The sequence below is a fragment of the Arthrobacter globiformis genome, from assembly GCF_030818015.1.
GTDB lineage: Bacteria > Actinomycetota > Actinomycetes > Actinomycetales > Micrococcaceae > Arthrobacter > Arthrobacter globiformis_C.
Window position 1 is genome coordinate 4,621,976 of sequence record NZ_JAUSZX010000001.1, and the last position, 26,495, is coordinate 4,648,470.

Here is a 26,495-nt window from a genome sequence, read left to right on the forward strand (position 1 = left end):
TCTAGGCATGACCTTCTGTACGAGTGGGGGCTATGGCATCAGCGGGCAAGCAAGCGTAGCGTCTATTGGAGAATTGGCGGCGACGGCAGCAGCCTGACCTATAGGGCCCGTGGATGCTGGTGTTGGTTTCGTAGCCGGTGTTGGTTTTCTTGAGGGAGCCCGGGATGGCTGGATGGAACGCTGATACGGCGGCAGGTCCTCTAGGGGCGGGGACCGTCACTTTGGTCGAGGGGTCGTCTTTCTGCATTTCCTTACCGAACGGGGACATCCATCCTGAACACCCGCATGGTCTCTTCGTCCAGGACACCCGCATTCTGTCCGGCTGGAGTCTCGCCGCTAATGACCAGCCCCTTGAGCCTCTGGTGGCGGAGACGAAGGAACCGTACCGGGCTCTGTTTGTCGGCCGCGTTCCCCGCAGCGACGGGTATGCGGACAGCCCGCTGATCGTGGAGCGGTTGCGCGAAGTGGGGACCGGCATCCAGGAGCAGGTCACCGTTCGCAACTACTCCTCAGGGCCGGCCGAATGCGTGGTCTTCCTGAGGATTGAGGCGGATTTCGCGGACCTTTTCGAGGTGAAGGAGGCGCGGATCCAGCGGCGCTGGGACGAAACCCGCCTAGCGGACGGTGAGACGCTGACGATCCGGGCTGTCTGGCAGCACATCCGCAAGGGTGTTGTTATCCAAGCCCCTGGTGCGAACATTACGCCGGAGGGCCTCACCTACCGGGTGTCCGTCCCGCCGCACGGTCACTGGAGCACGGTCCTGACCGTGGTGCCCGCCACGGAGGGAGCCAGTCCAGCGGATGCTTTCGTCCATACTGACGGGGACGGCTTGTCCCCCCGGGACCGGCGCCGACGGGAGTGGGTGGCCAAGATTCCGGTGCTGCAAATCGGAAACCGGTCCATCGAACGGACCCTGCGTCGCAGCTACGACGACCTGGGCGCCCTCCGCATCGAGGACCCGAACCATCCGGACCGGGTCGTGGTTGCCGCGGGCGCTCCCTGGTTCATGACCCTGTTCGGCCGCGACTCGCTGTGGGCCTCGGAAATGGCCATGCCCGTGGATCCGTCCTTGGCTCTGGGCACGCTGCAGACGCTCGCTGATCGCCAGGGTGCCGTAGTGGATCCCATGAGCGAGGAAGAACCAGGGAAAATCCTGCACGAGGTCCGGCTCGATGTCTCCAGTGGGCTTTCCCTGGGCGGCAAGTCAACCTACTACGGCAGCATCGACGCCACGCCGCTGTTCGTAATGATGCTCGGATCGGTCAGTCGCTGGGGATTCGCCAAGGACACCATCGCCGCCCTGCTGCCCCACGCCGACCGTGCGCTGGAGTGGATTCGCGATTACGGGGACAAGGACGGCGACGGGTTCGTCGAGTATGAGCGCCTCAATCCCCAAGGGCTGATTAATCAGGGCTGGAAGGACTCCTGGGACGGGATCAATTTCGCGGACGGAACCCTGGCCGAGCCGCCGATCGCACTCTGCGAGGTTCAGGCCTATGTCTACGTAGCGTACATGGCTCGCGCCTGGATGGCGTACGATGCCGGTGACGCGCGCTTGGGGGACGAGCTCGCTGATCAAGCGGCACAGTTGAAGAAGCGTTTCAACGAGCAGTTCTGGATGCCCGAGCGTGGGTACTATGCCATCGCCTTGGACGGACAGAAGCGGCAGGTCGACGCGTGCGCTTCCAACATGGGCCACTGCCTATGGCAAGGCCTCGTGGACGAGGACAAGGCCCCGCAGATGGTCGAACGGCTGATGTCCCCGGAAATGTTCAGCGGCTGGGGCGTGCGCACCCTGGCCAGCGACATGGGCGCCTACAACCCCGCCAGCTACCACAACGGCTCAGTCTGGCCCCACGACAACGCGATAATCGTGGCCGGCTTGCTGCGCTACGGATTCGTGGCGGAAGCACAGCGGATCGCGACAGCCATTTTGGAGGCGGCCGAGTACTCCGGCGGCCGGCTGCCGGAGTTGTTTTGCGGCTTCAGCCGGGAGCAGATCGCCGAGCCGGTGCCCTACCCCACGGCCTGTTCACCACAGGCCTGGGCAGCCACCACACCGATCTTGCTGGTGACGAGCCTGATGCGGTATGACACCCATGTCTCCCGCAATGGCCTGTGGATGGATCCCGTTCTCCCGGAGTCCTACGGCGACCTGCACATCACCAACGCGCCAGTGGGCGGCGGCCGGATCACCATCGACATTGCCAATTCCGTCCCGTCCGTTCACGGATTGCCTGAAGGAATGGTATTTCACCGCGGGCACCGTCCGTGGATGACAGAGCTGGTGGAGCAGGCCGGCCACGGCCGAAAGGCCTAGCGAGCCGCCGGACCCGCCCCGTGTTGGCGGGCTTCCGGGGCTCACTGGCGCATGGGTGTCCCGCGACCGGATCTTGCCTCGTGAATCGGCGGCCGTGGCTGCGGCACATGACAGTGACAGCTGGCCCCCCTATCTTCAAGGGAGGAGAGGCTATCGCTCGGCGAGCAGCTCTTTGGCCACATCGCCCATCCGGACCATGCCTTCGGCAATGGAGCGGGTCGGAATAGCGCCGAAGCCGATCCGGAAGCAGTTCCGCGGGGGGCTGGACTGGAGATAGTAGATATCACCACGCTCAATTAGCACGCCCTGCTCTTCGGCATGGGAGACCAATTCAACGGCGTCAAGATTCGGGGGTCCTTTCATCCAGAGACTGACCCCGCCGGGCGGGTAAGGGGCTTGGTCCCACGGAAGGCATTCAACGGCAAGTTGGCTGAGCATTTCCCAGCGGGTCTTCATCTGGCGGCGGTGATAGCGCAGGGCGCGGTGGTAGTCGCCGCTTTCGATCATGAGGGCGAGCGCACGCTGGGTGTGGCCCGGCGGGTGACGTACCTGGTATCGCCGCACTCTTCTCAGTTCCTTGATTAGTTCCGCAGGTCCCACCAGGAAACCGAGCCTCAGTCCGGGGGAAAGAAATTTGGAGAATGTGCCCAAATACAGCACGTCGCCGGTCGAGTCGAGAGCCTTCAGCGCCGGGCTGGGGCTGCCTTCATAGCGAAATTCGCTGTCGTAGTCGTCCTCAATGACGATTGTTCCGGAGGCAGCGGCGATTTTAAGCAGGCGACGGCGGCGTTCCATACTCAGTGTGACGTTGGTGGGGTGCTGGTGGCTGGGCGTTACATACACCAGGGCGGTGCCGCTGAGCGTCTCCGGGAGGCAAAGTCCATCCTGATCTACATTGATTCCGTACACCTGCGCGCCGGTGCGCAGGAAGATGTGGCGGGCGTCCAAGTAGCCGGGGTTCTCGATGCCGACACGGTGGTGCGGGCCGAGCAGGGTCCGCCCGAGCAAGTCGAGTCCTTGCTGGGAGCCAACGGTGATTAGGATTTCATCCTGCCCGGCCTCGATACCGCGCGCCGTAAGTATCTCGCGCCTGATCATCTCGACCAGCAGGGGATCGTCTGCGCCTACGCTGTCCTGAAGGCTGGCGAAGGCATGCGGCTGGTAGAGGGCTTCACGAAGGCTTCGTATCCATGCGGTGGCAGGAAAGCTGTGGACATCGATCTGGCCGGCGATGAACGGGTACGGGTACGTGTACCAGTCTGCCCTCTTCTCAACGTCGGGGACACCCTCATCAGCGTAGCGCCGCATCCTGGAGGGCCAGTCGATGACAGGCTCGCTCACCGCCTCCTCGGCTGCGACGGCTGCCAGCATTTCCGGGTTCACAAAAATCCCCCGGCGTTCATGGCTGAGCACCAGGCCCTCGTTGAGCAGTTCCTGGTAGGCGAGGTTTATAGTGTTGCGGGCAACCGAGAGTTCAGCCGCCAGCTCCCGGGAGCTTGGGAGCCGACGGCGCGGATCGAAGATACCCGTTGCAATACTGTGCTCTATGACCCGCCGCACCTGCCGGTACAGCGGTTCGTTAGAACCGCGATCTACCTCGATCATTGTCCTTGGCACGCATTGCCTCCTCGATCGTGCAGTGGGCTATAGCAGCCCAGATGGTAGGAGTTCCGCGACTCCCGCAACGCCCGCCAGAAACCTCTCTTCACTCTAACGATGCGCGTCCGCTGTCGATGGATCAACCACGGCGATGCCATGGGCTGCACCGACTGCGGCGTTGGTGAGGCTTCCACCGAGGGTGCTCAGGCCCGCCTGGAGTGCTGCGTTTTCTGCGATAGCACGTTCGATGCCCTTGTCGGCCAGCTGCAGCACGTAGGGCAGGGTCACGTTTGTCAGGGCGTAGGTGGAGGTATGCGGAACAGCGCCCGGCATGTTCGCCACGCAATAGAAAACCGAACCGTGCACCCGGAAGGTGGGTTCCTGATGCGTCGTCGGGCGAGAATCTTCGAAGCATCCGCCCTGGTCGATGGCGATGTCAACAAGAACGCTGCCAGGCTTCATCCGGGAGACCAGCTCGTTGGAGATGATCTTGGGGGCTTTGGCGCCGGGGACCAGTACCGCACCGATCACCAGGTCCGCTTGCAGCACTTCCTGTTCGATGGCCAACTGGTTTGCCGCGAGCGTTCGGACACGGCCCTGGTACATGCGGTCCGCGGCGCGCAGCTTGTCCACGTTCTTATCGAAGAGGACCACGTCTGCCCACAGTCCGGCTGCCACCGAGACAGCATTCATACCCGAGACCCCGGCGCCGATAATCACCACGCGTGCGGGCGCCACTCCGGAGACCCCGCCGATCAGGATCCCACGGCCGCCCTCAGGACGGGTCAGGCATTGAGCACCGACCAGCGGAGCAAGCCGGCCGGCTACTTCACTCATCGGAAACAGCAACGGCAAAGAGCCGTCTTCAAGCTGCACCGTCTCATACGCTATGGAAGTACTCCCGGCATCCAGCAGTGCCCGGGTGCAGGCCTCGTCGGCGGCCAGGTGCAGATAGGTGAAAATCGTCAGGTCCGGCCGCATCCGGTGGTATTCCTCGGCGATCGGCTCCTTGACCTTCAACAGCAGATCGGCCATGTCCCACACCTCATCGGCCGTGTCCATGATGACGGCTCCGGCCAGCGTAAACGCATCGTCGGAAATGGATGACCCAGCGCCCGCGCCGGCTTCAATGAAGACCTCGTGCCCATGGGCCAGCAGTTCATGTACTCCCGCGGGAGTGACGGCCACGCGGTATTCGTGGGACTTTACTTCTTTCGGGACGCCGATCTTCATTGGGACCTCCGTGCGGTAGTTGCGTGTTCTCAATATTCGCCGTGCGGACGCACAGCCTCATCGAAGTATGTGCCTGGACCGGACGGGTCCAGAAGAACCAGACGCATGCCACTTGGTGGGTCCAGACTGGTCCCTTCAGCCCGCCCCTTCGTGGCCGGATGGGCTGCCGCGCGTGGTCCCTCGCCGGAAATTGCCACAATTGACGCTGGGCCAACGCCCAGATGATCGAAGCAGAGAATTAGACATCTGGCCTGCCTGGACCCAGCCGCGGCCTGCCCGTGCGCAGGCCCGCACCGGACCGTTGCGAACACGACAGCCCCGGGGACTTGGTCCTCCTGGACTTCAAGAAGCTCGGACGCCTCCCGGCTTGCGGAGGGCACCGTGCCGTCGGATCGTTTCAAGAGCAGACGGAACCGCAAACCGGGAACCACGCACATACATTACGCCGCCGTTGATGGCCACTCCCGTCTGGCGTACTTGGAGAAGAGAAGCCCCTGGAACCGATCCTTCAAGCTCTGGATAACGAGTTCGACATTCAATCTCCCCGCACCACGGCTACTTTGCAGTCCAAACCAAGGAGGCGTTCAAAGAAGACAAAGTTGGCGGGTTTGTAACCATGGGGTCAACTTTTCGATGGCCTGCTCCCATACGAGTGTGCTTAAGGCATCCACGAATGCATCAAACTAGTTGATTTCAAGGGAGACACCATCGATCCTATAGAAAACCCGCCGTTCACCAAGATCCTTGAGCACTATCCAGACAAGCGATCCATCGGGTGTGGCGCAGTCTATCGTTCCATACGTTATATATCGTCCGCCGCGTGTAATCCGCACATCTTGGCCCTCCGCCAGCGCGTCCCATGAGACTGGTCGCCAGTGAGACTTCACCCGTGATTCAGGGGCCAGCCCGAATGAAGCGGTGTTTATTGCCATTGGTGCTCCTCATTAATGCCGAAAGCCGCGGCCTTGGCGCCGAGCTTTGTTCTGGACATGAGCGGGACTTCACCTTTCCCGGTTTTTCGGGTGATACCGGTTGAGGCTGGTTCCAACCCAAGGTATTGACGCTGCTGATCAACCTGTCGTGGGGTAAAACTCGTGTTACCAGCCGCGCTCGGCGAGGCGGTGCGGCTGCAGGATCTCGTCGACGTTGATACCGACCATCGCTTCGCCCAGGCCGCGGGAGGCCTTGGCGATAACGTCCGGGTCATCGAAGAAGGTGGTGGCCTTCACGACGGCGGCTGGGCGCTGGGCGGGGTTGCCGGACTTGAAGATGCCGGACACGATGAACACGCCGTCCGCACCGAGCTGCATCATCATGGCGGCGTCCGCCGGGGTGGCGATGCCGCCGGCGGTGAACAGCACGACAGGGAGCTTGCCGGTGGCGGCGACTTCCTTGACCAGTTCGTACGGTGCCTGCAGTTCCTTGGCCGCGACGTACAGCTCGTCCTCCGGCAGGGAGGTCAGGCGGCGGAGTTCTGGGCGGATCTGGCGCATGTGAGTGGTTTGCGTTGGAGACATCGCCGGTGCCGGCCTCGCCCTTGGAGCGGATCATCGCCGCACCCTCGCTGATGCGGGGCAGCGCCTCACCGAGGTTGGTGGCACCGCAGACGAAGGGAACAGTGAATTCCCACTTGCCCATGTGGTTGGCGTAGTCGGCCGGGGTCAGGACCTCGGACTCGTCAATGTAGTCCACGCCCAGAGACTGCAGAACCTGCGCCTCGACGAAGTGGCCGATACGTGCCTTGGCCATCACCGGGATGGAAACGGCCTCAATGATCCTGTCGATCATGTCCGGATCGGACATACGGGACACGCCGCCCTGGGCGCGGATGTCGGCCGGCACGCGTTCGAGCGCCATCACGGCAACGGCACCGGCGTCTTCGGCGATGCGGGCCTGTCCGACATTGACGACGTCCATGATGACCCCTCCCTTGAGCATCTCAGCCATGCCCCGCTTGACCCCGCTGCTGCCCGTTGCATTCTTGATGGTGGTTCCGGAACTGAGGGATTTCCCTGGTATTGGCATGAGTACTCCTCCCGGAAGTAGCTGAACTTCAGCTTTAGTAATGGAACCGGCTAGCTCTGGGCGGGTCTCCTACAGCTCGAGCGGAAAACCTGGTAGGCGCCGCTGCCGCGCTGCCTAAGAATAGGGAGAGGACATTCAGGTTCATTCCAGAAGCGTTTCCTCTCCTGCGATGGTCAGGCGAGCATGGCAATGCCCCTAAAAAGGATTAGAACGGCGCCGGTGAACGCAAGAACCAGGACAGCGGTCATGCTCGCCCTAGGCGGAACTCGTGGCCCCAGTACATTTCCCAGCAGTATTCCCCCCGTGAGGGCCAGGCCGCAGGATAACCATTGGAGGCCGTCAAGAGCCGGCATCTCGCGCTTGGCGGCGAGGGAGGCAAGCCCCACCCCTAAGAAGTAAAGCTGTGCGCTGGCTGCAAATGCTCGGTGCTGCCAGCGGCTGGCCTGCGCGTATGCCGCCACAGCCGGTCCCCCCACGCCTGCCGTGACATTCATGAAGCCAGAGATAAATCCAGCGATCCCGGCCCCGAGCCTGCCGCTAAGAACTGCCGGCGGCGTGCGTACCGTAAGACTTGCAGCCAGGGCAACGATGATCATGGCGCCGACAATGATTGAGAGCAGGGAAGACGGCATGTGGATGGCAACCCACGAGCCGGGAAGAATAGCCACGATGGCGGGTCCCATCATGAGGAGCACCCGGCGAAACTCCACTTCCCTGAAAACTTGGACCAAGACCAGCAATGACGTAACAGTGCCCAACGCATTTACCAGCAGCACGCCGTTAAATGGTCCGAGGAGCATGCTCAGGAATGGTGCGGCGACGAGCGCGAATCCGACACCCGTGATGCGCTGTGTGGAGGCTCCAAGAAAGGTTGCTCCTCCCAGCGCTGCAAGTGCCCACACGTATTCGGCGTCGACCGGAATCCAGTCCAGGGCTACCCCGTCAATCACTATCGGCTCCCGCGCAAAACCGCTGATCGACCAAGGCAACATGCACGAAGGCCTGCCCCGGCTGCCCTGTGAGTCTGTGCCGCATACGTTGATCACGGCCGGCAGCAAGACTTTTAAGCCCCGCGGGCGGAACAGCATGTGCTGCGGCATCACCGGACACGTTGCAGCCCCACCTTCCTGCCGCTCCCTTCGTTGCCCGTGTTTCTAGAGGACGCCTCCGCTGCTCCTGGATGCGCCCACTTACCTGCTTCACGGACACATCCTTTCGCTTGAAGTTAGGGGCACTTCCCCTGAGCACGCTGCTCAGGGCTATTGAGGACAGCAACGCTTCCTGAGCAGAATTCCATTATATAGCAGAAAATGTTCCAGAAACCGGAACCTAGCGGAATCACAAGTGGCCAGTAGCCTGGCACCTTCCGAACCCTCACCACGGGCACGCCTTGCGTAGGCGACCGAGTGGGGGCTCCCTGGCGTCGGCCTCGATTGTTGGAGTTATTCACGGGTGGCTGGCTCCCTCTTTTCCATTCCATCTGGTTCTGTGAACCACAACGTCGGCTACGTAGGTTTGGGCTACACCAAAAGAAGTGGGCTGGATCACTCGCAGTTAGACTGTATGGACAGATCCTTCAAGATCCTTTCGTTGCCCATGGTCTTCCGCCTCTTAGCGCAGGCGAAAAGCGCACTTCAACTGGTTCCGTCAATTATTGGAGGAAACGTGGACAGCGCCGAAACTCGGCAAGCCGAGAGCCCAGGCCTTAGCAAGGGCCTGAAAAACAGACACATGAACCTGATCGCCATCGGAGGTGTCATTGGGGCCGGCCTTTTCGTCGGCAGCGGAGTGGTTATCAGCAGCACTGGCCCCGCCGCAATCATTTCCTTCGCCATCGCAGGCCTTATCACCTTGCTTCTGATGCGCATGCTGGCCGAAATGGCAGTGGCTCGCCCAGTGGTCGGATCTTTTTATGTTTATGCGCGGCAGGCCCTAGGACAACGGGCTGGGTTTGCCACCGGGTGGATGTATTGGTATTTCTTCGTGATCGTTGTTGCTATTGAGGCGATCGCTGGCGGCCGGATAATCCAGCTCTGGTTCCCCGATATTCCGCTGTGGATACTCAGTCTGGGCCTTATGGTTATCTTAAGCGCCACTAACATGGTTTCAGCCCGGTCCTTTGGAGAGTTCGAATACTGGTTCTCCTCCATTAAAGTGGTGGCCATCGTGGTTTTCCTGAGCCTGGGGGCCCTCTGGATAACCGGCATCTGGCCTGGTTCCACGCCAGGAATCGGTAACCTCTTCGACCACGGGGGCTTCACGCCGCTGGGGTGGGGAGCGGTTCTGGCCGCGGTCGTGCCTTGTGTCGCCTTCTACACTGGGGCAGAAATTGTCACGATTGCAGCCGCCGAATCCGAAGACCCGGAACGGTCCGTGAGGCGGGCGATGCGTTCAATCGTCGCGAGAATCGTGACGTTCTATGTGGGTTCGATCTTCGTGGTGGTTTGCATCCAAAGGTGGGATGCCGAGAGCGTTGGGATCAGCCCTTACGCTGCAGTACTTGATGTGATGGGTATCCCGGCCGTAGCCGTCATTATGAACGGCATTGTGCTGACCGCGGTCCTTTCCTGCCTGAACTCTGCGCTGTACACCACTTCGCGTATGCTTTTCGCTCTAACCCGCAACGGCGATGCCCCCAAATTCTTCACGAAACTCTCCAAAGGCGGGGTTCCGCGCCGGGCGATTCTGCTTGGAACAACGGTTGGCTATGTCTCAGTTGTATGCGTCTACTTGTGGGGAGAAGTGGTTTTCACCTTCCTGGTGAACTCCTATGGCGCCGTGGCTCTGTTCGTTTATTTGGTGATTGCCATTTCGCAAGTAGTGCTGCGTAAGAGGCTCGACCGGGACGATCCCGCAGCTCTTAAACTAAAGATGTGGTTGTTCCCGTGGCTAAGCTACGCGACGATAGCGCTAATGCTCACCGTCATAGCCGCAATGGCTATCCTCCCCACTACCCAGTCCCAGTTCCTGATGAGCGGCCTGACACTGATTGTGATCCTGCTCGGATACGAGATGCGCAGAAGATACGGAAGCCGCCCGGAAAGCGAGCCAACCGAGCCGACACAGGCGGAGGTGGCCCCTGGCGCAGCCCAGCCCAACCCAAAAGATGCAGAAAAGCCTGAGAACATTGACGCGGAACCTGACAAGGACGCTGTAATAATCCGCCGCTAACTTATGACAGACGTCGCGAAGGAAACCCGCTGTGGGAATCGGCAATGGAGCTGCTCCCCACGGCGGGTTTCGCGTGCCAGGGGCTATGTACCAAGGGCTACGATGCTCCCCCGCTCCTTCCAAGAATGCAAAGCTGCCCCGCTGACTCACGACACGCAGACTGCATGAGACCAGAGCGCAGCCCGTCCATCCGCCAACGGTAATCGAGCCGTTGGACACGTCCCGGGCTCGTCATTGATTCCGTCCGCTGGACTCTCAGGTGCGTTCAGGCATCGCTCCTCCGACCCGGCCGGCGAAACCTCCGAGATAGCAACATCAAGGAAAACATCCCAAAGTTGCCGTCTGCCCCTGCGCAGATCCCTGACGGGACGTATTCGCGCCGGCCGCGCCCGCGCCGGCCCGGGCCCCGCGTCGTCGCACGGACCACCGTCCGGAGCCACAAACCGCAGGGCGCTGATCTTCTCCCTGACTGTGACTCGACTCCTTACGCTTGTAGGGTTCGCCGGGATGTGGCGCCAGCAAACGCACAACCTCTGACGTGAACAGGTTGAACCCCGCCAGTACACTCTTCCTGCCGCCAGGCAGGGATAGTTCTACCAAGGGGTCGGTGATCACAGCGGAGCTGCCGCCGATGCAGGACTTCCTACAGAGTGAGGGTGAGGAACGGCGTCCTAATGAGGCCCAATCGGAGATCCATCCACCGCCACAACCGGTTAGCGGGACCTGAGCAGCAGCCCGAGCACTTGGTTGACGACGGCAGGAGTGGTTCCCTGGCTCAGATCTAACGCGAGGTTTCTCCGGTAGTAGGGGGACAAATCCAGCCCTACCCCCAGTCCAAAGATCTCGGCGCTGCCGGAGACCTCGTGGGCCGTCACCACATCCTTCAGGTGTTGTTCCAGGTAATGGCTGTCGTTGGCCAGTCCGGTGGCACCATCCATCGGGCTGCCATCGGAAATCACCAGCAGGATCCGGCGTCCGGAATCATCGTTTCCGGTACCACATTCGGCGAGGCGTGCGCATGCCCAGTCCACGGCTTCGCCGTCGACCCCCTCGCGGAACAGGTCCTTTTTCATCAACCCGGCAATCCCGGAGCGTGCCCGACGCCAAGGAGTGTCACCATCCTTGAAAACCAGATGCCGCACTTCGTTGAGCCGTCCCGGATATGCTGGTCTTCCCGCACGGATCCAGTCCTTCCCGGCTCGGCCGCCGTTCCATGCGGCGGTAGTAAAGCCCAGGACCTCACACCGCGCACCGGCCAGTTCTAATGCGCGGGCGTAGACGTCCACCAGTGCGGCGACGGCGGCGCTGTACTCTTTCATGGATCCGGAGCAGTCCACGAGGAACGTCACCTTGGCCTCTGTGCGACGTTCGATGCGTTCAGTCCTGAAGACCCTGCGATCCCCTGAGGATGTGACCAACCGGGCAAGTCTGCTGCCGTCGAGTCGGCCCTCCAGGGCGTCGCCGTCCCAACCATCCTGACTGTCCTCGGCCAGTATCTCACTCAAGGCCCGGCCCAGCCGGGGTACGTTGATGCCCTTCCGGGCGATGTCGTCATCGAGCTGTTGCCGATAGCCGCGCAGCAGTTCGGCACGGATCAGATCTGAGGCCTGGAACTGCCTGTCATATGAGGTGGTGTACTGCCGATAGAGGCCCTGGCCATCCTGGAGGGCGTCGCTTTGCCCGTATCCGGCGGTGGGGACGTGGTCGTCATCGCCGTCTTGGTCGAATAGTAGCTGGAACTGTGGCACCCGACTTTTGGGGCGGGCAGGTTTCGCTTCCCGCGATTCCAAGTGCTCGCTTATGGCCCCGACAGTTTCGGCGATGGCAAGGGCATGAGGGGCGAAACCGGTCTGCGAGAAACGTTCGCGGCGCAGGGCGGCAAGGTGAATGCCGATATACGGGGCAAGGTCCATCCGCGTTGATTCGATCCTGTCCTCGAAGTCCGGTGGCATGGGTTCGGCGGTGATCCGCGCGCGGCAGACCTGGGCCACGGTGAATAGGATGATTCCCAACGCGGTGTCGATAAGAGGGGAAGCCTCGAACTCCCGGGACCACTGCTGGAAACGGTCATTTAGATTCGCCCTTACCCCCGGCATGGCAGGATCGACCAGTGATTCGGCGCGGAACTGCTCGAGCATCTCGAACACCAGAACGCGCGTGGCAGTATCCGGGCAGAGTCGTTTATGCAGGGTGGCATCGCTCTTCTTCAGCCGCAGCGCCATGCCGTCGGCTGCGCCGCGGAACGACGCCGGCGCAGAATCGCAGGTGGGCGGGTGAAGATGTGGCGCCGGCATTACCACCGGTTTCTCCTCGTGATAGAGGACCGTGCCGCGAAAGTGCAGGCCACGCCGGCCACTGAGCGCGCGCATGGCGGCGGCCCCCAATTCCATAGTCTGCTTGCGGCGGCGTAATGATAAAGCAGCGAAACGCCGGGAGGCGGCTGCCGCCCGATCCCGGTCCGCCTGCTCCGTCTGTTCTGTCAGCGAGGCCATGGGCGGCACTACCCGGCGGCAGCGAAGGCATTGTCCGGCACATGCCCCGGAGAGCTCGGGCCTTCCAGCTCACGGTCGAAGCAGCGCTGGAAGTACTCAGCGATGATTCCGTGCTCGGCTTGGTCGCACTTGTTGACGAAAGACAGCTGGAATGCCTTGCCGGGGTCGCCAAAGATTCCGATGTTCTCGGCCCAGGTGATCACGGTGCGTGGGGACATCAGGGTGGACAGATCACCTACCTTGAAGCCGTCCCGGGTGAGCTTTGCTACGGCCACCATGGAGGCCACTAGATCTCGCCCGGCCGGATGGTCCATCTCCGGAACCCGCGCCAGCACGATTTCAATCTCGTCCTCGGCCGGGGGATGGTTCAGTGCGGCGACGATATTCCAGCGGTCGATCTGGGCGTGGTTAAGTCGCTGGACGCCGTGGTACATCCCGTTAAGATTGCCCAGTCCTACAGTGTTGGCCGTGGCAAAGAGGCGGAAGCCGGGATGTACGTCCAGCACCCGGTTCTGATCGAGCAGTGTCAGTTTGCCGTCACGCTCCAGAAGCCGCTGAATTACGAACATCACGTCCGGCCTCCCGGCGTCGTACTCGTCGAGAATCAGGGCCACTGGCCGTTGGATGGCCCAGGGGACGATGCCCTCCTGGAACTCCGTTATCTGTTTGCCATCCTTAAGGACAACGGTGTCGCGCCCCACCAGGTCCAGCCGACTGATATGCCCATCCAGGTTGACGCGCACGCACGGCCAGTTCAGCCGTGCCGCCACCTGCTCAATGTGTGTGGACTTGCCCGTTCCATGGAGTCCCTGGAGCAGCATCCGCCGGTTCCGGGTAAAGGCCGCCAGGATGGCCAGCGTGACGTCATGGTTAAAACGGTAGGCCGCGTCGGCCTCAGGAACGTGGTCATCCGCCTCACGGAAGGCGGCCACCATGAGATCCGAGTCAAGGTTGAACACCTCCCGGACAGAGACCATATGGTCCGGCATCAGTCGCGTCAGCTGCTCCAAAGCTCCCCCTCAAAATCGCTGGCCGATCCTTCAGTGGCATCCCCACTGTCGCTCCTGCCCGTATATGACTCCGTTTCAATGCGACCTATCTCCGCCGCCGCCCGCTGGAGCGCGGGGAGCAGTTTCAGACCTTTTTCCGGCGTCAGCCGCATGACGGGGGCCTGCACAGCAACACACAGATTGGACACTGCGTTCGTAGTGGGGACCAACACTGCGACGCAGACCAACCCCGGAAGGAACTCCTCGTCATCGATGGCATAACCATCCCTGCGGACGTGCTGTAGTTCGGCCTCGATCATTTCCGGATCTGTCACGGTCTTGTTCGTGTAGCGCTCAAGCGGAGCGGCTGCAATTAGCCGCTTCCGCTGGGCCGGGCTGAGCTGCGAGAGGATCATTTTTCCACTTGCCGAGCAGTGAACAGGCACCCGTGAACCAGGCTGAAGCGTGATCCGCAACGGCTCAGACGTTTCGATCCGGTCCAGATATACCACCTCGCTTCCTGATACGGCGGTGACATTGCAGCTCTCCCCCAGCTCACTCACCAGATTACGGAGCACTGCGCGACGGGCGCCGTGGTGAGTGTCATTGATCAGGAGGTCCTCCGCCATTCGCCGGAGACGGTTTCCTGTCCCATAGTGTCTGCCGTTGTTCTCTCGGATCAGCAGCCCGGAGCTTTCGAGCTGGTGGAGCATGCGGTGCAGGGTCGGCTTAGGTGTGCCTGTCTCGTCTGCAAGCCCCTGAAGCGTGAAGAGCTGGTCCTTGGTGGCAATTAGTTCCAGCAGGGAGAACAGCCGCATGGTGGGTGTCTCCCCCACCAGCTCAGTGAGCGGTTGACCCTCCTGGTTGTTGAGCCTGCGGATCTCAGCCATTGTCGTTCCTCCACATGATCGCAGCAACTGCACTTTCTACGGTTTATTGTACGCCACGTTCCGAATTTTCGAATAACCGTTGACCGCTAGTGCGTTTTGCCATAATCTCAAACTTGACCTTCAAAAAAAGGAACGTGGCGTTCCGTTTTTTGTGTTTCTAGCGACAGCGGCCAGTCCTGTAGGACTAGGCCAGTCCTACAGGAGGAGCAGCAATATGAGCCAAGACACAGCCGAAATCTCTGACGTCACCGGCGGCGGAACGGATCCGTTCATCAACGGCCAGTCAGTCAGGGAAGCCCCCGCCACGGCACCCCGGTCAGTGGTCCAAGGTGCTCAAAAGATGACACCATCAGAGGCATTCGTGGAGACCCTCGTCGCAAACGACGTCACTGACATCTTCGGCATCATGGGTTCTGCATTCATGGACGCCATGGACATCTTCGCGCCTGCAGGTATTCGTCTGGTTCCCGTCGTCCATGAGCAAGGTGCGGCGCATATGGCAGATGGCTATGCCCGCGCCAGTGGTCGCCACGGCGTGGTCATCGGCCAAAATGGACCTGGCATCAGCAACTGCGTTACCGGCATTGCTGCCGCCTTCTGGGCGCACAGTCCAGTTGTCATTGTGACGCCTGAGGCCGGAACCACCGGGATCGGTCTCGGAGGGTTCCAAGAGGCCAAGCAGTTGCCCATGTTCCAGGAATTTACCAAGTACCAGGGCCACGTGACGCACCCCGCCCGCATGGCCGAATTCACCGGCCGCTGCTTCGATCGCGCTATGTCCGAAAACGGCCCCACCCAGCTGAACATTCCGCGCGACTACTTCTACGGCGAGATCACAGCCGAAATCCCGCACCCGCGCCGGGTGGACCGCGGCGCCGGCGGCACGAAGAGCCTGGACGAGGCCGCTGCACTGCTGGCCACCGCGAAATTTCCAGTAATCGTTTCGGGCGGCGGCGTGGTCATGGCGGACGGGGTCGAGGAATGCAAGGCCCTCGCCGAGCGCCTGGGCGCTCCCGTCGTCAACAGTTATCAGCACAACGACTCCTTCCCGGCCAGCCACCCGCTCTGGGCCGGGCCGCTCGGCTATCAGGGATCCAAGGCGGGCATGAAGCTCATCTCACAGGCCGACGTCGTTGTCGCCCTCGGCACCCGTCTGGGCCCGTTCGGCACCCTGCCCCAGTACGGCCAGGCTTACTGGCCCACCGATGCCAAAATCATCCAGATCGACGCCGACCACACCATGCTAGGCCTGGTGAAAAAGATCAGTGTAGGCATTTGCGGTGACGCCAAGGCCGTGGCACTCGAACTGAGCAACCGCTTGGACCAGCTAACCCTTGCATGCGATGCCACCAAGGCAGAGCGGGCCGCTACCATCAAGGCGGAGAAGGAAAGCTGGGAAGAAGAACTGTCAGCGTGGACTCATGAAACGGATGAGTACAGCCTCGACATGCTTGAGGAACATAAGAACGAGGAGGGCAACTGGCTGTCCCCGCGTCAGGTGCTGCGCGAGCTGGAAAAGGCCATGCCGGAGGACGTCATGGTCTCCACCGACATCGGAAACATCAACTCGGTTGCTCACAGCTACCTCCGCTTCGAGAAGCCGCGCAGCTTCTTCGCGCCAATGAGCTTCGGCAACTGCGGCTACGCGTTGCCCACCATGATTGGTGCCAAGGCAGCCGCTATGCACAGGCCGGCGGTTGCCTACGCAGGAGACGGGGCGTGGGCGATGAGCATGGGAGAGGTCCTCACTGCTGTTCGCCACGACATTCCTGTCACAGCGATCGTGTTCCGTAACCGGCAATGGGGCGCGGAGAAGAAGAACCAGGTCGAGTTCTATAACCGACGCTTCGTTGCCGGTGAACTCGACAATGAGAACGAGAGCTTCGCCGCCATGGCTCAGACGATGGGAGCCGAAGGCGTTGTTGTCGATCAGCTCGACGAGGTGGGCCCTGCCCTCAAGCGTGCCCTCGCGGCACAGATGGACGAGGGAAAAACCACTGTCATTGAAATCATGTGCACGCGTGAGCTTGGTGACCCCTTCCGTCGCGATGCGCTGGCCAAGCCGATCCGTCTTCTCGAGAAGTACAAGGACTACGTCTAAGCCAGAAGCCAGTCCTGTCGTGCCTGTGGAGGTCTTCCCTGAGGAGGCCTCCACAGGCCTTGCCGGGCAAGTAGTTGCAGTCCAGGCTCAGACAGGATGGCGTGGCGAATTCAGACGCCTTGCCCATGCATGGCCTACCCCTTCCTGACCATCACCCGGCAAGCTGGCCCGTGCGGCGCGAAGTGTCGCGGTGCCTGGAGCAGTCGCTGATCCCTCTGATCCAATCGCCGGACCTCGGCGGAGACCATGCCCTGTCTTACTGGTTTAGTTCCTCAGTCGTGCCAAACCCTGTAGCTGCCAGACCATCTTCCGTTCTCCCCATAGAAAAAGGACTTCTCGACATGACATCCCACACCATCCGGAACGTCCGCGCCTCGCAGCATGCTCTTGATGCAATTGCCAGGGTCAGCACTGGTTTGTACATCGATGGTGAGTGGGCGGAATCCTCGACCGGTGTCCGTTTCGACGTAGTCAATCCCGCTACTGAAGAGGTCATAGCGACAGTGGCCGACGGCAGTCCTGAGGACGCCCGCCGGGCGATCGAAACAGCCGGCCGGGCACAGAAGGAGTGGGCCAAGACCCCGCCGCGGGAGCGGAGCGAAATCCTGCGGCGCGCCTTCGACCTGATCATGGCCCGGCAGGACGAGCTGGCCCTCATCATGACCACGGAAATGGGCAAGCCCTTCGCCGAAGCCAAGGGTGAGGTGGCCTACGCGGCCGAATTCTTCCGCTGGTTCTCCGAGGAGGCCGTCCGCATCGGCGGCGACCTGACCACCACCGGTGACGGCAAGAACCGGATCCTCGTCTCGAAGGAGCCGGTGGGCCCCTGCGTGGTGGTGACGCCGTGGAACTTCCCCCTGGCCATGGGCACCCGCAAGATCGGCCCTGCCATCGCGGCCGGCTGCACCATGGTCTTCAAGCCCGCCAGCCTCACCCCGTTGTCCTCACTGGCGCTGGTGGACATCCTGATCGAAGCCGGACTGCCCAAGGGCGTGCTGAACGTCGTCACCACCACCAAAGCATCCGAGGTGGTCACGCCCTGGATGGAGAGCGGCATTGCCCGTAAGGTCAGTTTCACCGGCTCCACCACAGTGGGCGTCCGGCTCCTGGAACAGGCGGCCAAGAACGTCATGCGCTCCTCGATGGAACTCGGCGGCAACGCTCCCCTGATCGTGTTTGAAGACGCGGACCTGGACCGCGCCGTGGAAGGCGCATTCGCGGCGAAGATGCGGAACATGGGCGAGGCCTGCACGGCCGCCAACCGGATTTTCGTCCAGCGCTCGGTCGCCGCCGACTTCTCGGCACGGCTCGCCAAGCGTCTCGGCGCTCTCAAGGTGGGCGACGGCGCGGAGGAAGGCACCGATGTCGGCCCCCTGGTGGAAGAGAAGGCACTGAACAAGGTCCAGGAACTGGTAGACGACGCCGTTGCCAAGGGTGCCACCGTGGTCTGCGGCGGCTCCCGGCCCGAGGGCAACGGGTATTTCTACTCCCCTACGGTTCTTTCGGACGTCAGCCCGGACGCGGCACTGATGAGTGAGGAGATCTTCGGCCCGGTGGCCCCGGTGATCCCCTTCGACGCCGAAGAGGAAGTAGTCCGGCTCGCCAATGACACCCCCTGGGGCCTGGCCAGCTACCTGTTCACTCAGGACCTGGACCGCGCCTTCCGCGTGGGAGAGGAGCTGGAGGTCGGCATGGTGGGCTTGAACACCGGCATTGTTTCCAACCCCGCGGCTCCCTTCGGCGGCATCAAGGCCTCGGGGCTCGGCCGCGAAGGTGGACGCCTTGGTATCGAGGAATTCCTCGAGACCAAGTACATGGCCATTCCCCGTCGCTGAGGACATCGCGCCAGTCTTCCGCAAACCTATAGGACGGTTCGCTATTCAGCTGCCCACGCCCTGTTATGTGAGCGGCCCTCGGAACAGCAAGTCTTGGGCGCCCTGTTGCGTCCCCGATCATCGACCCACGCACAAGCCCTCCCGGCGTCCAGATCCGCCATCACCGTCATCCAGTATGTACCGCCCAATCATGAAGCAGTTCCGGGGTGCATCCGGGCTGGATGAAGTAGATAGCCCCCCGTTCAACGAGGACTCCCCGCCGTCCAACGCCTTTAGGGCTGGGCGGATGCTGCCTTCATAGCGGAACCCGCCGTAGTAGTCATCCTCCATCACCACCGTTTCATCGGCTGCCGCAAGCTTGAGCAGCACCGCTCCATGCTCAGTGTGACGTTGGTGGGTGCTGGTGGCTTGGCGTTACATGCACCAGGGCGGGCGGTGCCGCTGAGCGTCTCCGGGAGGCAAAGCCGGTCCTGATCTACATTGATTCGGTAAACCTCGGCGCCGGTGCGCAGGAAGATGTGGCCACCGTCAAGGCAACTGAGAATCTCGATGCCTACACGCTGGTGCGGGGCGAGCAGGGTCCGGGCCAATAGGTCCAAGCCCTGCTGCGACCCGATGGTGATAAGTATTTGGTCTGCGCCTGCCGATCCCGGCGGGCTGGAAGTATTCGGCGCCTCACCATGCCAATCAGCATGGGGTCGTTCGCGCCCACGCAGTCCTGGATGCTGGCGAAGCGATGGGGTTGGTAAGAGCCTGTAGAAGGCTGCGCACCCAAGCCCTTGGCGGAAAGCTCTGGACATCAACCCGGCTGGCCACAAAGGGGTAGGGATACTTATGCCAGTCGGCCGTCTTTTCCACTTCCGGCACACCCGGCGTTCATGGCTGGAGCACCAGGCCCTCGTTGAGCAGTTCCTGGTAGGCGAGGTTTATAGTGTTGCGGGCAACCGAGAGTTCAGCCGGCAACTCCCGGGAATTGGCATGCTGCGTGAGTCGAAAACACCGACCGCAATACTGTGCTCAATCACGCGCCGGACCTGCCGGTAGGGCCTCGGAGCTACGATCAATTTCAATGAATGTCCGTGCCACGATGGCCTCCCAGATTGGAAGCTGAGGTATCGGAACTGGAAGACGCGGAGGAGCTCGCACTGAGCTCCCCCGCCCATGACCTCGCTATTACTCTAGCTACCTGCCATTGCTTTAGATGGATCAACCACGGCGATGCCGTGGGCTGCACCGACTGCGGCGTTGGTGAGGCTTCCACCGAGGGTGCTCAGGCCCGCCTGGAGTGCTGCGTTTTCTGCGATAGCACGTTCGATGCCCTTGTCGGCCAGCTGCAGCACGTAGGGCAGGGTCACGTTTGTCAGGGCGTAGGTGGAGGTATGCGGAACAGCGCCCGGCATGTTCGCCACGCAATAGAAAACCGAACCGTGCACCCGGAAGGTGGGTTCCTGATGCGTCGTCGGGCGAGAATCTTCGAAGCATCCGCCCTGGTCGATGGCGATGTCAACAAGAACGCTGCCAGGCTTCATCCGGGAGACCAGCTCGTTGGAGATGATCTTGGGGGCTTTGGCGCCGGGGACCAGTACCGCACCGATCACCAGGTCCGCTTGCAGCACTTCCTGTTCGATGGCCAACTGGTTTGCCGCGAGCGTTCGGACACGGCCCTGGTACATGCGGTCCGCGGCGCGCAGCTTGTCCACGTTCTTATCGAAGAGGACCACGTCTGCCCACAGTCCGGCTGCCACCGAGACAGCATTCATACCCGAGACCCCGGCGCCGATAATCACCACGCGTGCGGGCGCCACTCCGGAGACCCCGCCGATCAGGATCCCACGGCCGCCCTCAGGACGGGTCAGGCATTGAGCACCGACCAGCGGAGCAAGCCGGCCGGCTACTTCACTCATCGGAAACAGCAACGGCAAAGAGCCGTCTTCAAGCTGCACCGTCTCATACGCTATGGAAGTACTCCCGGCATCCAGCAGTGCCCGGGTGCAGGCCTCGTCGGCGGCCAGGTGCAGATAGGTGAAAATCGTCAGGTCCGGCCGCATCCGGTGGTATTCCTCGGCGATCGGCTCCTTGACCTTCAACAGCAGATCGGCCATGTCCCACACCTCATCGGCCGTGTCCATGATGACGGCTCCGGCCAGCGTAAACGCATCGTCGGAAATGGATGACCCAGCGCCCGCGCCGGCTTCAATGAAGACCTCGTGCCCATGGGCCAGCAGTTCATGTACTCCCGCGGGAGTGACGGCCACGCGGTATTCGTGGGACTTTACTTCTTTCGGGACGCCGATCTTCATTGGGACCTCCGTGCGGTAGTTGCGTGTTCTCAATATTCGCCGTGCGGACGCACAGCCTCATCGAAGTATGTGCCTGGACCGGCCGGGTCCAGAAGAACCAGACACCGGCTACCTGATGAGTCCAAACTGGACCTATCAATCATGAGGTGCTTGGCCCTGACGCGCAGAAGAATCCCGGCCTAGGCTTTCGCTCATTGCTATTCACCCCGAAAGAAGGAGATGGTCGTGGACGCCACCACCCTCCGGGCTCAGGCCCGACGACACCTCGGACCGCATTTCACACGCAAGGACACCTGGGACAGTGAATTCCCCATTTTTGTCCGTGGAGAAGGAAGCTACCTCATCGACACTGAGGGTGACCGTTATCTCGATGGTTTGGCGGGGCTTTTCTGCGTCAACATGGGACACGGGCGAGCCGACATAGCCCAGGCCGCCAGCGAACAAATCAGCACCCTGGCGTACGCCTCCAACTGGGGGGCCGCGCACCCGCCTGCCATCGAAGCTGCTGCTCTTATCGCTGAGCTGGCTCCCGGTGATCTTGGTACGACCTTCTTCGTTAACTCCGGCTCAGAGGCCGTAGAGACGGCCCTGAAATTCGCCCGTCAGTACTTCCGCAGCCAGGGCCAGCCGCAGCGGACCAAGATCATCAGCCGGAACATGGCCTACCACGGCACTACCATGGGCGCGCTCTCCATCACCCAATTACCTAAGATCAAGGACCCCTTCGGCGAACTTCTTCCCGGCATCCGCAGCGTTCCGAATACGCTCGGCTTCACCGGGGACTGTGGCCCCGTCACAGAACTGGAATGCTTCCAGGCCATCGAACGAACCATTCTCGCCGAGGGTCCCGACACGATCGCAGCTATCTTCGCCGAGCCAGTGCAGAACGGCCGCGGCGCCCTGGTGGCGCCGACTGGCTACTGGCCGGCGCTGCGTGCGTTGTGTGACAAGTACGGAATCCTGCTGGTATCAGACGAGGTGATCTGCTCCTTCGGACGTCTTGGTCATTTCTTCGGCTACGGAGTGACAGGCGTAGTTCCGGACATGGTCACGTTTGCGAAGGGGTCCACCTCTGGTTACGCGCCCCTCGGCGGCATGATTGTGCGGGAAAAGCTGGTCCAGGAGCTGTTCAACTCCTCCAAGGGCGGTGTCTTCACTCATGGAGCCACGTGGGGCGGGCACCCGGTCTCAACGGCAGTCGCAGTCGCCAACATCACCGCCATGCGTGACGAAGGCGTCCTGGGCAACGTCCAGGAAAACGGGCCGAAAATAATGGCCGCGCTGGAGTCCCTGAAGGACTCACACCGCTGTGTCAAGGCCATCCGGGGCACGGGCTTCTTCTACGCGATCGAACTCATGGCCGATAGTTTCAGCGGCCGGGAACTGACTGACGCGGAATCGCTGACGGTACTACGTGAAGTGCTGCCCGAATCCTTTAAGCGGACGAAGGTGATCCTGCGGGGCGATGACCGCGGCGCAACCATGATCATGATCTCCCCGCCGCTGGTCGCCGACAGCGATGTGCTGTCCGAGCTGCTCCATGGCGTGGATGGAATGCTCAACGACATCGAAAAGGCCATTCAGCCTTAGCCCACGCCTTCCGGTGTAACCCTTGGGGGTCCTCCGCATCACGGACCCCCAAGGCTCGATTTAAGAAGGGGAGCCATGGGAATCGCTCTAATTGATAGGCATTGGCCCCAGGCAGCGGCGCTTCCAGGCAGCGCGACCTCCGAACGCTGGCGCCAAAAACTTTCCGGCCAAGAGAAGGTCGTTGGATTCGCCGACGGAGAAGATCCACGGGCCGTCCTTGCCGCAAGCGCACTGGCGGCCGAAGGAATCATCAAACCCCGACTGATTGGCAGAAGCGCCAGGATCCGGCAGACGGCCCAGGACGCCGGCTGTGTCCTGCCAGAAGGCACAATTCTCGATTGCTGCGCTCTCGCCCACGACGCAACCATCAGGTCATCCTTGGAGGAGGCCTACGCAAGCAGGCCCGAACAGCTCGCCATGGCCCGACATGAAACAGTCCATCTCGCCGCCGCCGCATTGCGCGCTGGGTACGTGGACGCCTCCGTCGCTGGTGCAGGAAGCCCTACGGCACACGTCCTGCGGGCAGCTCTCCGGGTTGTGGGGCTCGCTCCTGCCTGCACAACTTTGAGCGGCTCCTTCCTGATGCTGCTTCCGGACGAACGAGAACTTACTTTCGGAGACTGCGCCGTCGTACCCAACCCTTCTGCCGAACAATTAGCAGACATAGCGGCTTCCGCAGCCAACACACATCACGTTCTAACGGGACAGGACCCGAAAGTGGCCATGTTGTCCTTCAGCACCCAAGGCAGTGCTGCCCATCCAGACGTGCACAAGGTTACGGACGCAATGAGGATCCTGCGCGACCGGCACCCGCTGCTGCAAGTCGACGGGGAACTACAGTTTGATGCTGCCCTGGTTCCTCACATTGGGGCATCGAAGGCGCCAGACTCAGAAGTCGCAGGCCACGCAAACGTCCTGATTTTCCCCACCCTAGATGCAGGAAATATCGGATACAAGATCGCGGAGCGACTCGGCGGAGCTGTTGCCGTCGGACCCATATTGCAAGGCTTGAAAGCCCCCATGAACGACCTATCCCGGGGCTGCAGGGCGGAAGACATCATGTTCCTCGGTCTGTTGAGCGCCGTCCAATCACTTCCCAGCCCCCATAACAGAGCGTCATCCGGCTCCACGTCCTGACCTGTCATCCTCCTCAAGCCGCCGGAACCAGAGAAGCCCCCGGCACTCACACATTTTCTGTCCTCAAGAAAGGAGATTCGGTCCGACCTTGTATTTGCAGGTCCGGGGCGAATTGTAGAGAACCATGACCCAAGACGTGGCCACATCGGCAAAAAGCGGAAGACAGGACTCCTTCCCCATACGAGCCCTGCGGCAGAAGTCGCTACCCGGGCTGGCGGCGGCTGCCGTGGCCGTGTCCATCGCCTGGCTGATTCACTCCGCGGTCCCGATGCTGCCATTCCTCACCGTGGCCGTCATCCTAGGAATTCTTTCCGCTAATCTTCCAGGAATGAGCGCGGCTGTTGAAGGAGTTCTCCAGCCTGGGCTGGCACTCTCCGCAAGACGGCTCATGCGGATGGGCATCGTCCTACTTGGCCTCAAACTCAGCCTCGTTGACGTGGTCGCGCTGGGTTGGACAACGGTAGGGATTGTAGTCGGCATCGTCCTCCTAACCTTTATAGGAACACTGCTGCTGGGCAAGGCACTTAAGCTTCCGGGCAATCAGCCCCTGCTGCTTGCAACCGGGTTCTCAATTTGTGGTGCATCCGCCATTGGAGCAATGGGCGGAGCGACCAAGACGGATCACCGGGACACCGTTGTCCCCATTGCCCTGGTGACCCTTTGCGGAACTCTGGCAATCGGTGTCCTGCCGGCACTTAAGGGGCCGCTGGGGTTGGACAACGTTGAATTCGGATATTGGGTGGGAGCGAGCGTCCATGACGTTGGCCAGGTTGTAGCAACGGCCCAAACGGCAGGAACGGCCGCCCTGGCTGCGGCCTTGATTATAAAACTAACCCGTGTGCTCTTGCTTGCCCCCATGGTGACGGGAGCCGCGCTCGTGGAACGTCACCGCCGACGACGAACGGGGACCAGCGCTGACGAAGGTGACGTCAAACTTCCGCCGTTGATCCCGATCTTCGTGGCCGGGTTTGTGGCTGCGATAGTTCTACGCACCTTTGGGATCCTGCCTCCTGCAGCTCTCCAAACCGCGGGACTGATTCAGGACCTTCTTCTAGCCGCCGCGCTTTACGGGCTGGGAGCGTCGGTGCAAGTCCGGTCCATGTTGAAGACCGGTGGGAGAGCAGTGATCGCCGCAATGTTGTCATGGGGACTTATAGCCACCGCGGCTTACGTGGGCGTCCAGCTCATCTAGTTGAAGCATTCCCGCCGGCATTCCTTCCAATGGTTTCCAACGAGACCTCGATCAGCACGCTTTCGATGCTTTTCCTGCCAAATGGGAAGTGTTCATGTACTTTCCGAGCCCTAATCCAAAAAGCTCCATGAAGTGCATAGAAGTAACGATTACAGAAGAAGCACCACACTCGATCCACCAACCGTAACTGCCAGGGAGCAGATACGCGGGCCAAGGATCACACGACGAATCAACAAGGAGACAACGATGACTGCAGCATTTGAGCCCACCCAGCAGACGCCCGAGCAGCAGGCCGCCGCCCTGGAGCTCGAGTGGTCCGCCAACCCGCGTTGGGAAGGCGTCACCCGGGACTACAAGGCAACGGACGTCGTCCGTCTCCGCGGTCGGGTCTCTGAAGAGCACACCCTTGCCAGGCGCGGCTCCGAGAAGCTGTGGAAGCAGCTCACCGAGGAGCACAAGGAAGGCAAGTACACGAACGCACTCGGCGCCCTGACCGGCAACCAGGCCGTCCAGCAGGTCAAGGCCGGCCTGCGCGCCATCTACCTTTCCGGCTGGCAGGTTGCCGCGGACGCCAACAACTCCGGCCACACCTACCCGGACCAGTCGCTGTACCCGGCCAACTCGGTACCCACGGTGGTCCGCCGGATCAACAACGCACTGCTCCGCGCCGACCAGATCGAGTTCTCCGAAGGCATCCAGACCGTCGGGGACTGGCTGGTGCCGATCGTCGCCGACGCCGAGGCCGGCTTCGGCGGGCCGCTGAACGCCTATGAGCTGATGAAGTCCATGATCCAGGCCGGCGCCTCGGGCGTGCACTGGGAGGACCAGCTCGCCTCGGAGAAGAAGTGCGGCCACCTCGGCGGCAAGGTCCTGATCCCCACCCAGCAGCACGTCCGGACCCTGAACGCGGCCCGCCTGGCCGCCGACGTCGCCGGCACCCCGTCCGTCGTCATCGCCCGCACCGACGCCGAGGCAGCAACCCTGATCACCTCCGACGTCGACGAACGGGACCAGGAATTCATCCTCCGCGAAGGGGGACAGCCGGTCCGCACCCCGGAAGGCTTCTACAAGGTCCGCAACGGCATCGAACCCTGCATCGCCCGGGCCAAGGCCTACGCCCCGTACTCGGACCTGATCTGGATGGAAACCGGTACCCCGGACCTGGAGCTGGCCCGCAAGTTCGCCGAGGCCGTCAAGGCGGAGTTCCCGGACCAGATGCTCTCCTACAACTGCTCGCCGTCGTTCAACTGGCGCAAGCACCTGGACGACGCCACCATCGCCAAGTTCCAGCGTGAACTCGGTGCCATGGGCTTCACGTTCCAGTTCATCACCCTGGCCGGATTCCACGCCCTGAACTACTCGATGTTCGACCTCGCCCACGGCTACGCCCGCGAAGGCATGAGCGCCTACGTCGAACTGCAGGAGAAGGAATTCGCCTCCGAGTCCCGCGGCTACACCGCAACCAAGCACCAGCGCGAAGTCGGCACCGGCTACTTCGACGACATCTCCACTGCGCTCAACCCGAACGCATCCACCCTGGCCCTGGTGGGATCCACCGAAGAAGGCCAGTTCCACTAGTTCACCACTTTCGACGGGCTGGCCCAGATTGCTCGTGGGAGG

At 61.7% G+C, this 26,495-nt stretch carries 15 protein-coding genes and 2 pseudogenes; 9 read left to right on the forward strand and 8 right to left on the reverse strand.

Annotation, left to right across the window (positions count from 1 at the left end):
- Positions 1-164: 164 nt before the first annotated feature.
- Complete coding sequence (locus tag QFZ23_RS21650; protein WP_306926117.1) at positions 165-2,321, forward strand: amylo-alpha-1,6-glucosidase; 2,157 nt, start codon at positions 165-167, stop codon at positions 2,319-2,321.
- Between the two features lie 150 nt (positions 2,322-2,471).
- Here QFZ23_RS21650 and pdxR read toward each other — a convergent pair whose 3' ends face one another.
- Entirely contained in the window at positions 2,472-3,938 is a 1,467-nt protein-coding gene (pdxR, locus tag QFZ23_RS21655; protein ID WP_306926119.1) for a MocR-like pyridoxine biosynthesis transcription factor PdxR, read from the reverse strand.
- Between the two features lie 93 nt (positions 3,939-4,031).
- Complete coding sequence (gene ald / locus QFZ23_RS21660) at positions 4,032-5,153, reverse strand: alanine dehydrogenase (RefSeq protein ID WP_306926120.1); 1,122 nt, start codon at positions 5,151-5,153, stop codon at positions 4,032-4,034.
- Between the two features lie 240 nt (positions 5,154-5,393).
- On the opposite strand from ald (QFZ23_RS21660), the pseudogene QFZ23_RS21665 reads away from it, so the two are divergent.
- Positions 5,394-5,636, forward strand: a pseudogene (locus QFZ23_RS21665) (IS481 family transposase); the annotation flags it as partial.
- A 614-nt stretch (positions 5,637-6,250) separates the two neighbouring features.
- On the opposite strand, the pseudogene pdxS reads toward QFZ23_RS21665, so the two are convergent.
- Both pdxS and QFZ23_RS21675 read right to left on the reverse strand, forming a co-directional pair.
- Positions 6,251-7,178 (reverse strand): annotated as a pseudogene (pdxS, locus tag QFZ23_RS21670) (pyridoxal 5'-phosphate synthase lyase subunit PdxS).
- A 173-nt stretch (positions 7,179-7,351) separates the two neighbouring features.
- Positions 7,352-8,278, reverse strand: coding sequence for a sulfite exporter TauE/SafE family protein (locus QFZ23_RS21675; RefSeq protein ID WP_306926122.1), 927 nt, complete (start codon positions 8,276-8,278; stop codon positions 7,352-7,354).
- 388 nt (positions 8,279-8,666) lie between these two features.
- Between QFZ23_RS21675 and QFZ23_RS21680 the strand changes: the two genes are divergently transcribed.
- A complete protein-coding gene (locus tag QFZ23_RS21680) occupies positions 8,667-10,349 on the forward strand; it encodes an amino acid permease (protein ID WP_306926124.1) in 1,683 nt (560 codons plus the stop codon).
- A 713-nt stretch (positions 10,350-11,062) separates the two neighbouring features.
- On the opposite strand, the gene QFZ23_RS21685 is transcribed toward QFZ23_RS21680, so the two are convergent.
- The 3 genes from QFZ23_RS21685 to QFZ23_RS21695 are packed head-to-tail and all read right to left on the reverse strand — an operon-like array spanning position 11,063 to position 14,720.
- Positions 11,063-12,841 (reverse strand): cobaltochelatase CobT-related protein, encoded by a 1,779-nt coding sequence (locus tag QFZ23_RS21685; RefSeq protein WP_306926125.1) that lies wholly within the window; start codon positions 12,839-12,841, stop codon positions 11,063-11,065.
- Between the two features lie 8 nt (positions 12,842-12,849).
- Entirely contained in the window at positions 12,850-13,830 is a 981-nt protein-coding gene (locus QFZ23_RS21690; protein WP_306926126.1) for an AAA family ATPase, read from the reverse strand.
- 8 nt (positions 13,831-13,838) lie between these two features.
- Positions 13,839-14,720 (reverse strand): IclR family transcriptional regulator, encoded by an 882-nt coding sequence (locus tag QFZ23_RS21695; RefSeq protein WP_306926127.1) that lies wholly within the window; start codon positions 14,718-14,720, stop codon positions 13,839-13,841.
- A gap of 214 nt (positions 14,721-14,934) precedes the next feature.
- Between QFZ23_RS21695 and xsc the strand changes: the two genes are divergently transcribed.
- Positions 14,935-16,821 carry a sulfoacetaldehyde acetyltransferase gene (xsc, locus tag QFZ23_RS21700; RefSeq protein ID WP_306926129.1) on the forward strand — a complete coding sequence of 629 codons (1,887 nt, stop codon included), beginning with the start codon at positions 14,935-14,937 and terminating at the stop codon, positions 16,819-16,821.
- Positions 16,822-17,162: 341 nt separating this feature from the next.
- Entirely contained in the window at positions 17,163-18,656 is a 1,494-nt protein-coding gene (locus tag QFZ23_RS21705) for an NAD-dependent succinate-semialdehyde dehydrogenase (protein ID WP_306926131.1), read from the forward strand.
- Positions 18,657-19,834: 1,178 nt separating this feature from the next.
- On the opposite strand, the gene ald (QFZ23_RS21710) is transcribed toward QFZ23_RS21705, so the two are convergent.
- Positions 19,835-20,956: an alanine dehydrogenase gene (gene ald, locus QFZ23_RS21710; RefSeq protein ID WP_306926133.1), complete on the reverse strand. Its 1,122-nt coding sequence runs from the start codon at positions 20,954-20,956 to the stop codon at positions 19,835-19,837.
- 225 nt (positions 20,957-21,181) lie between these two features.
- Here ald (QFZ23_RS21710) and QFZ23_RS21715 point away from each other — a divergent pair, with 225 nt between their 5' ends.
- The 4 genes from QFZ23_RS21715 (at position 21,182) to aceA (ending at position 26,453) form a co-directional block, all read left to right on the forward strand.
- Positions 21,182-22,546, forward strand: coding sequence for an aspartate aminotransferase family protein (locus QFZ23_RS21715; RefSeq protein ID WP_444861248.1), 1,365 nt, complete (start codon positions 21,182-21,184; stop codon positions 22,544-22,546).
- A 75-nt stretch (positions 22,547-22,621) separates the two neighbouring features.
- Entirely contained in the window at positions 22,622-23,683 is a 1,062-nt protein-coding gene (locus QFZ23_RS23830) for a phosphotransacetylase (protein ID WP_373427911.1), read from the forward strand.
- A gap of 124 nt (positions 23,684-23,807) precedes the next feature.
- The gene (locus QFZ23_RS21720; RefSeq protein WP_306926136.1) at positions 23,808-24,875 is read left to right on the forward strand and encodes a YeiH family protein; all 1,068 of its coding nucleotides are present in this window, start codon (positions 23,808-23,810) and stop codon (positions 24,873-24,875) included.
- Between the two features lie 246 nt (positions 24,876-25,121).
- Positions 25,122-26,453 carry an isocitrate lyase gene (gene aceA, locus QFZ23_RS21725; protein ID WP_306926137.1) on the forward strand — a complete coding sequence of 444 codons (1,332 nt, stop codon included), beginning with the start codon at positions 25,122-25,124 and terminating at the stop codon, positions 26,451-26,453.
- Positions 26,454-26,495 lie beyond the last annotated feature (42 nt).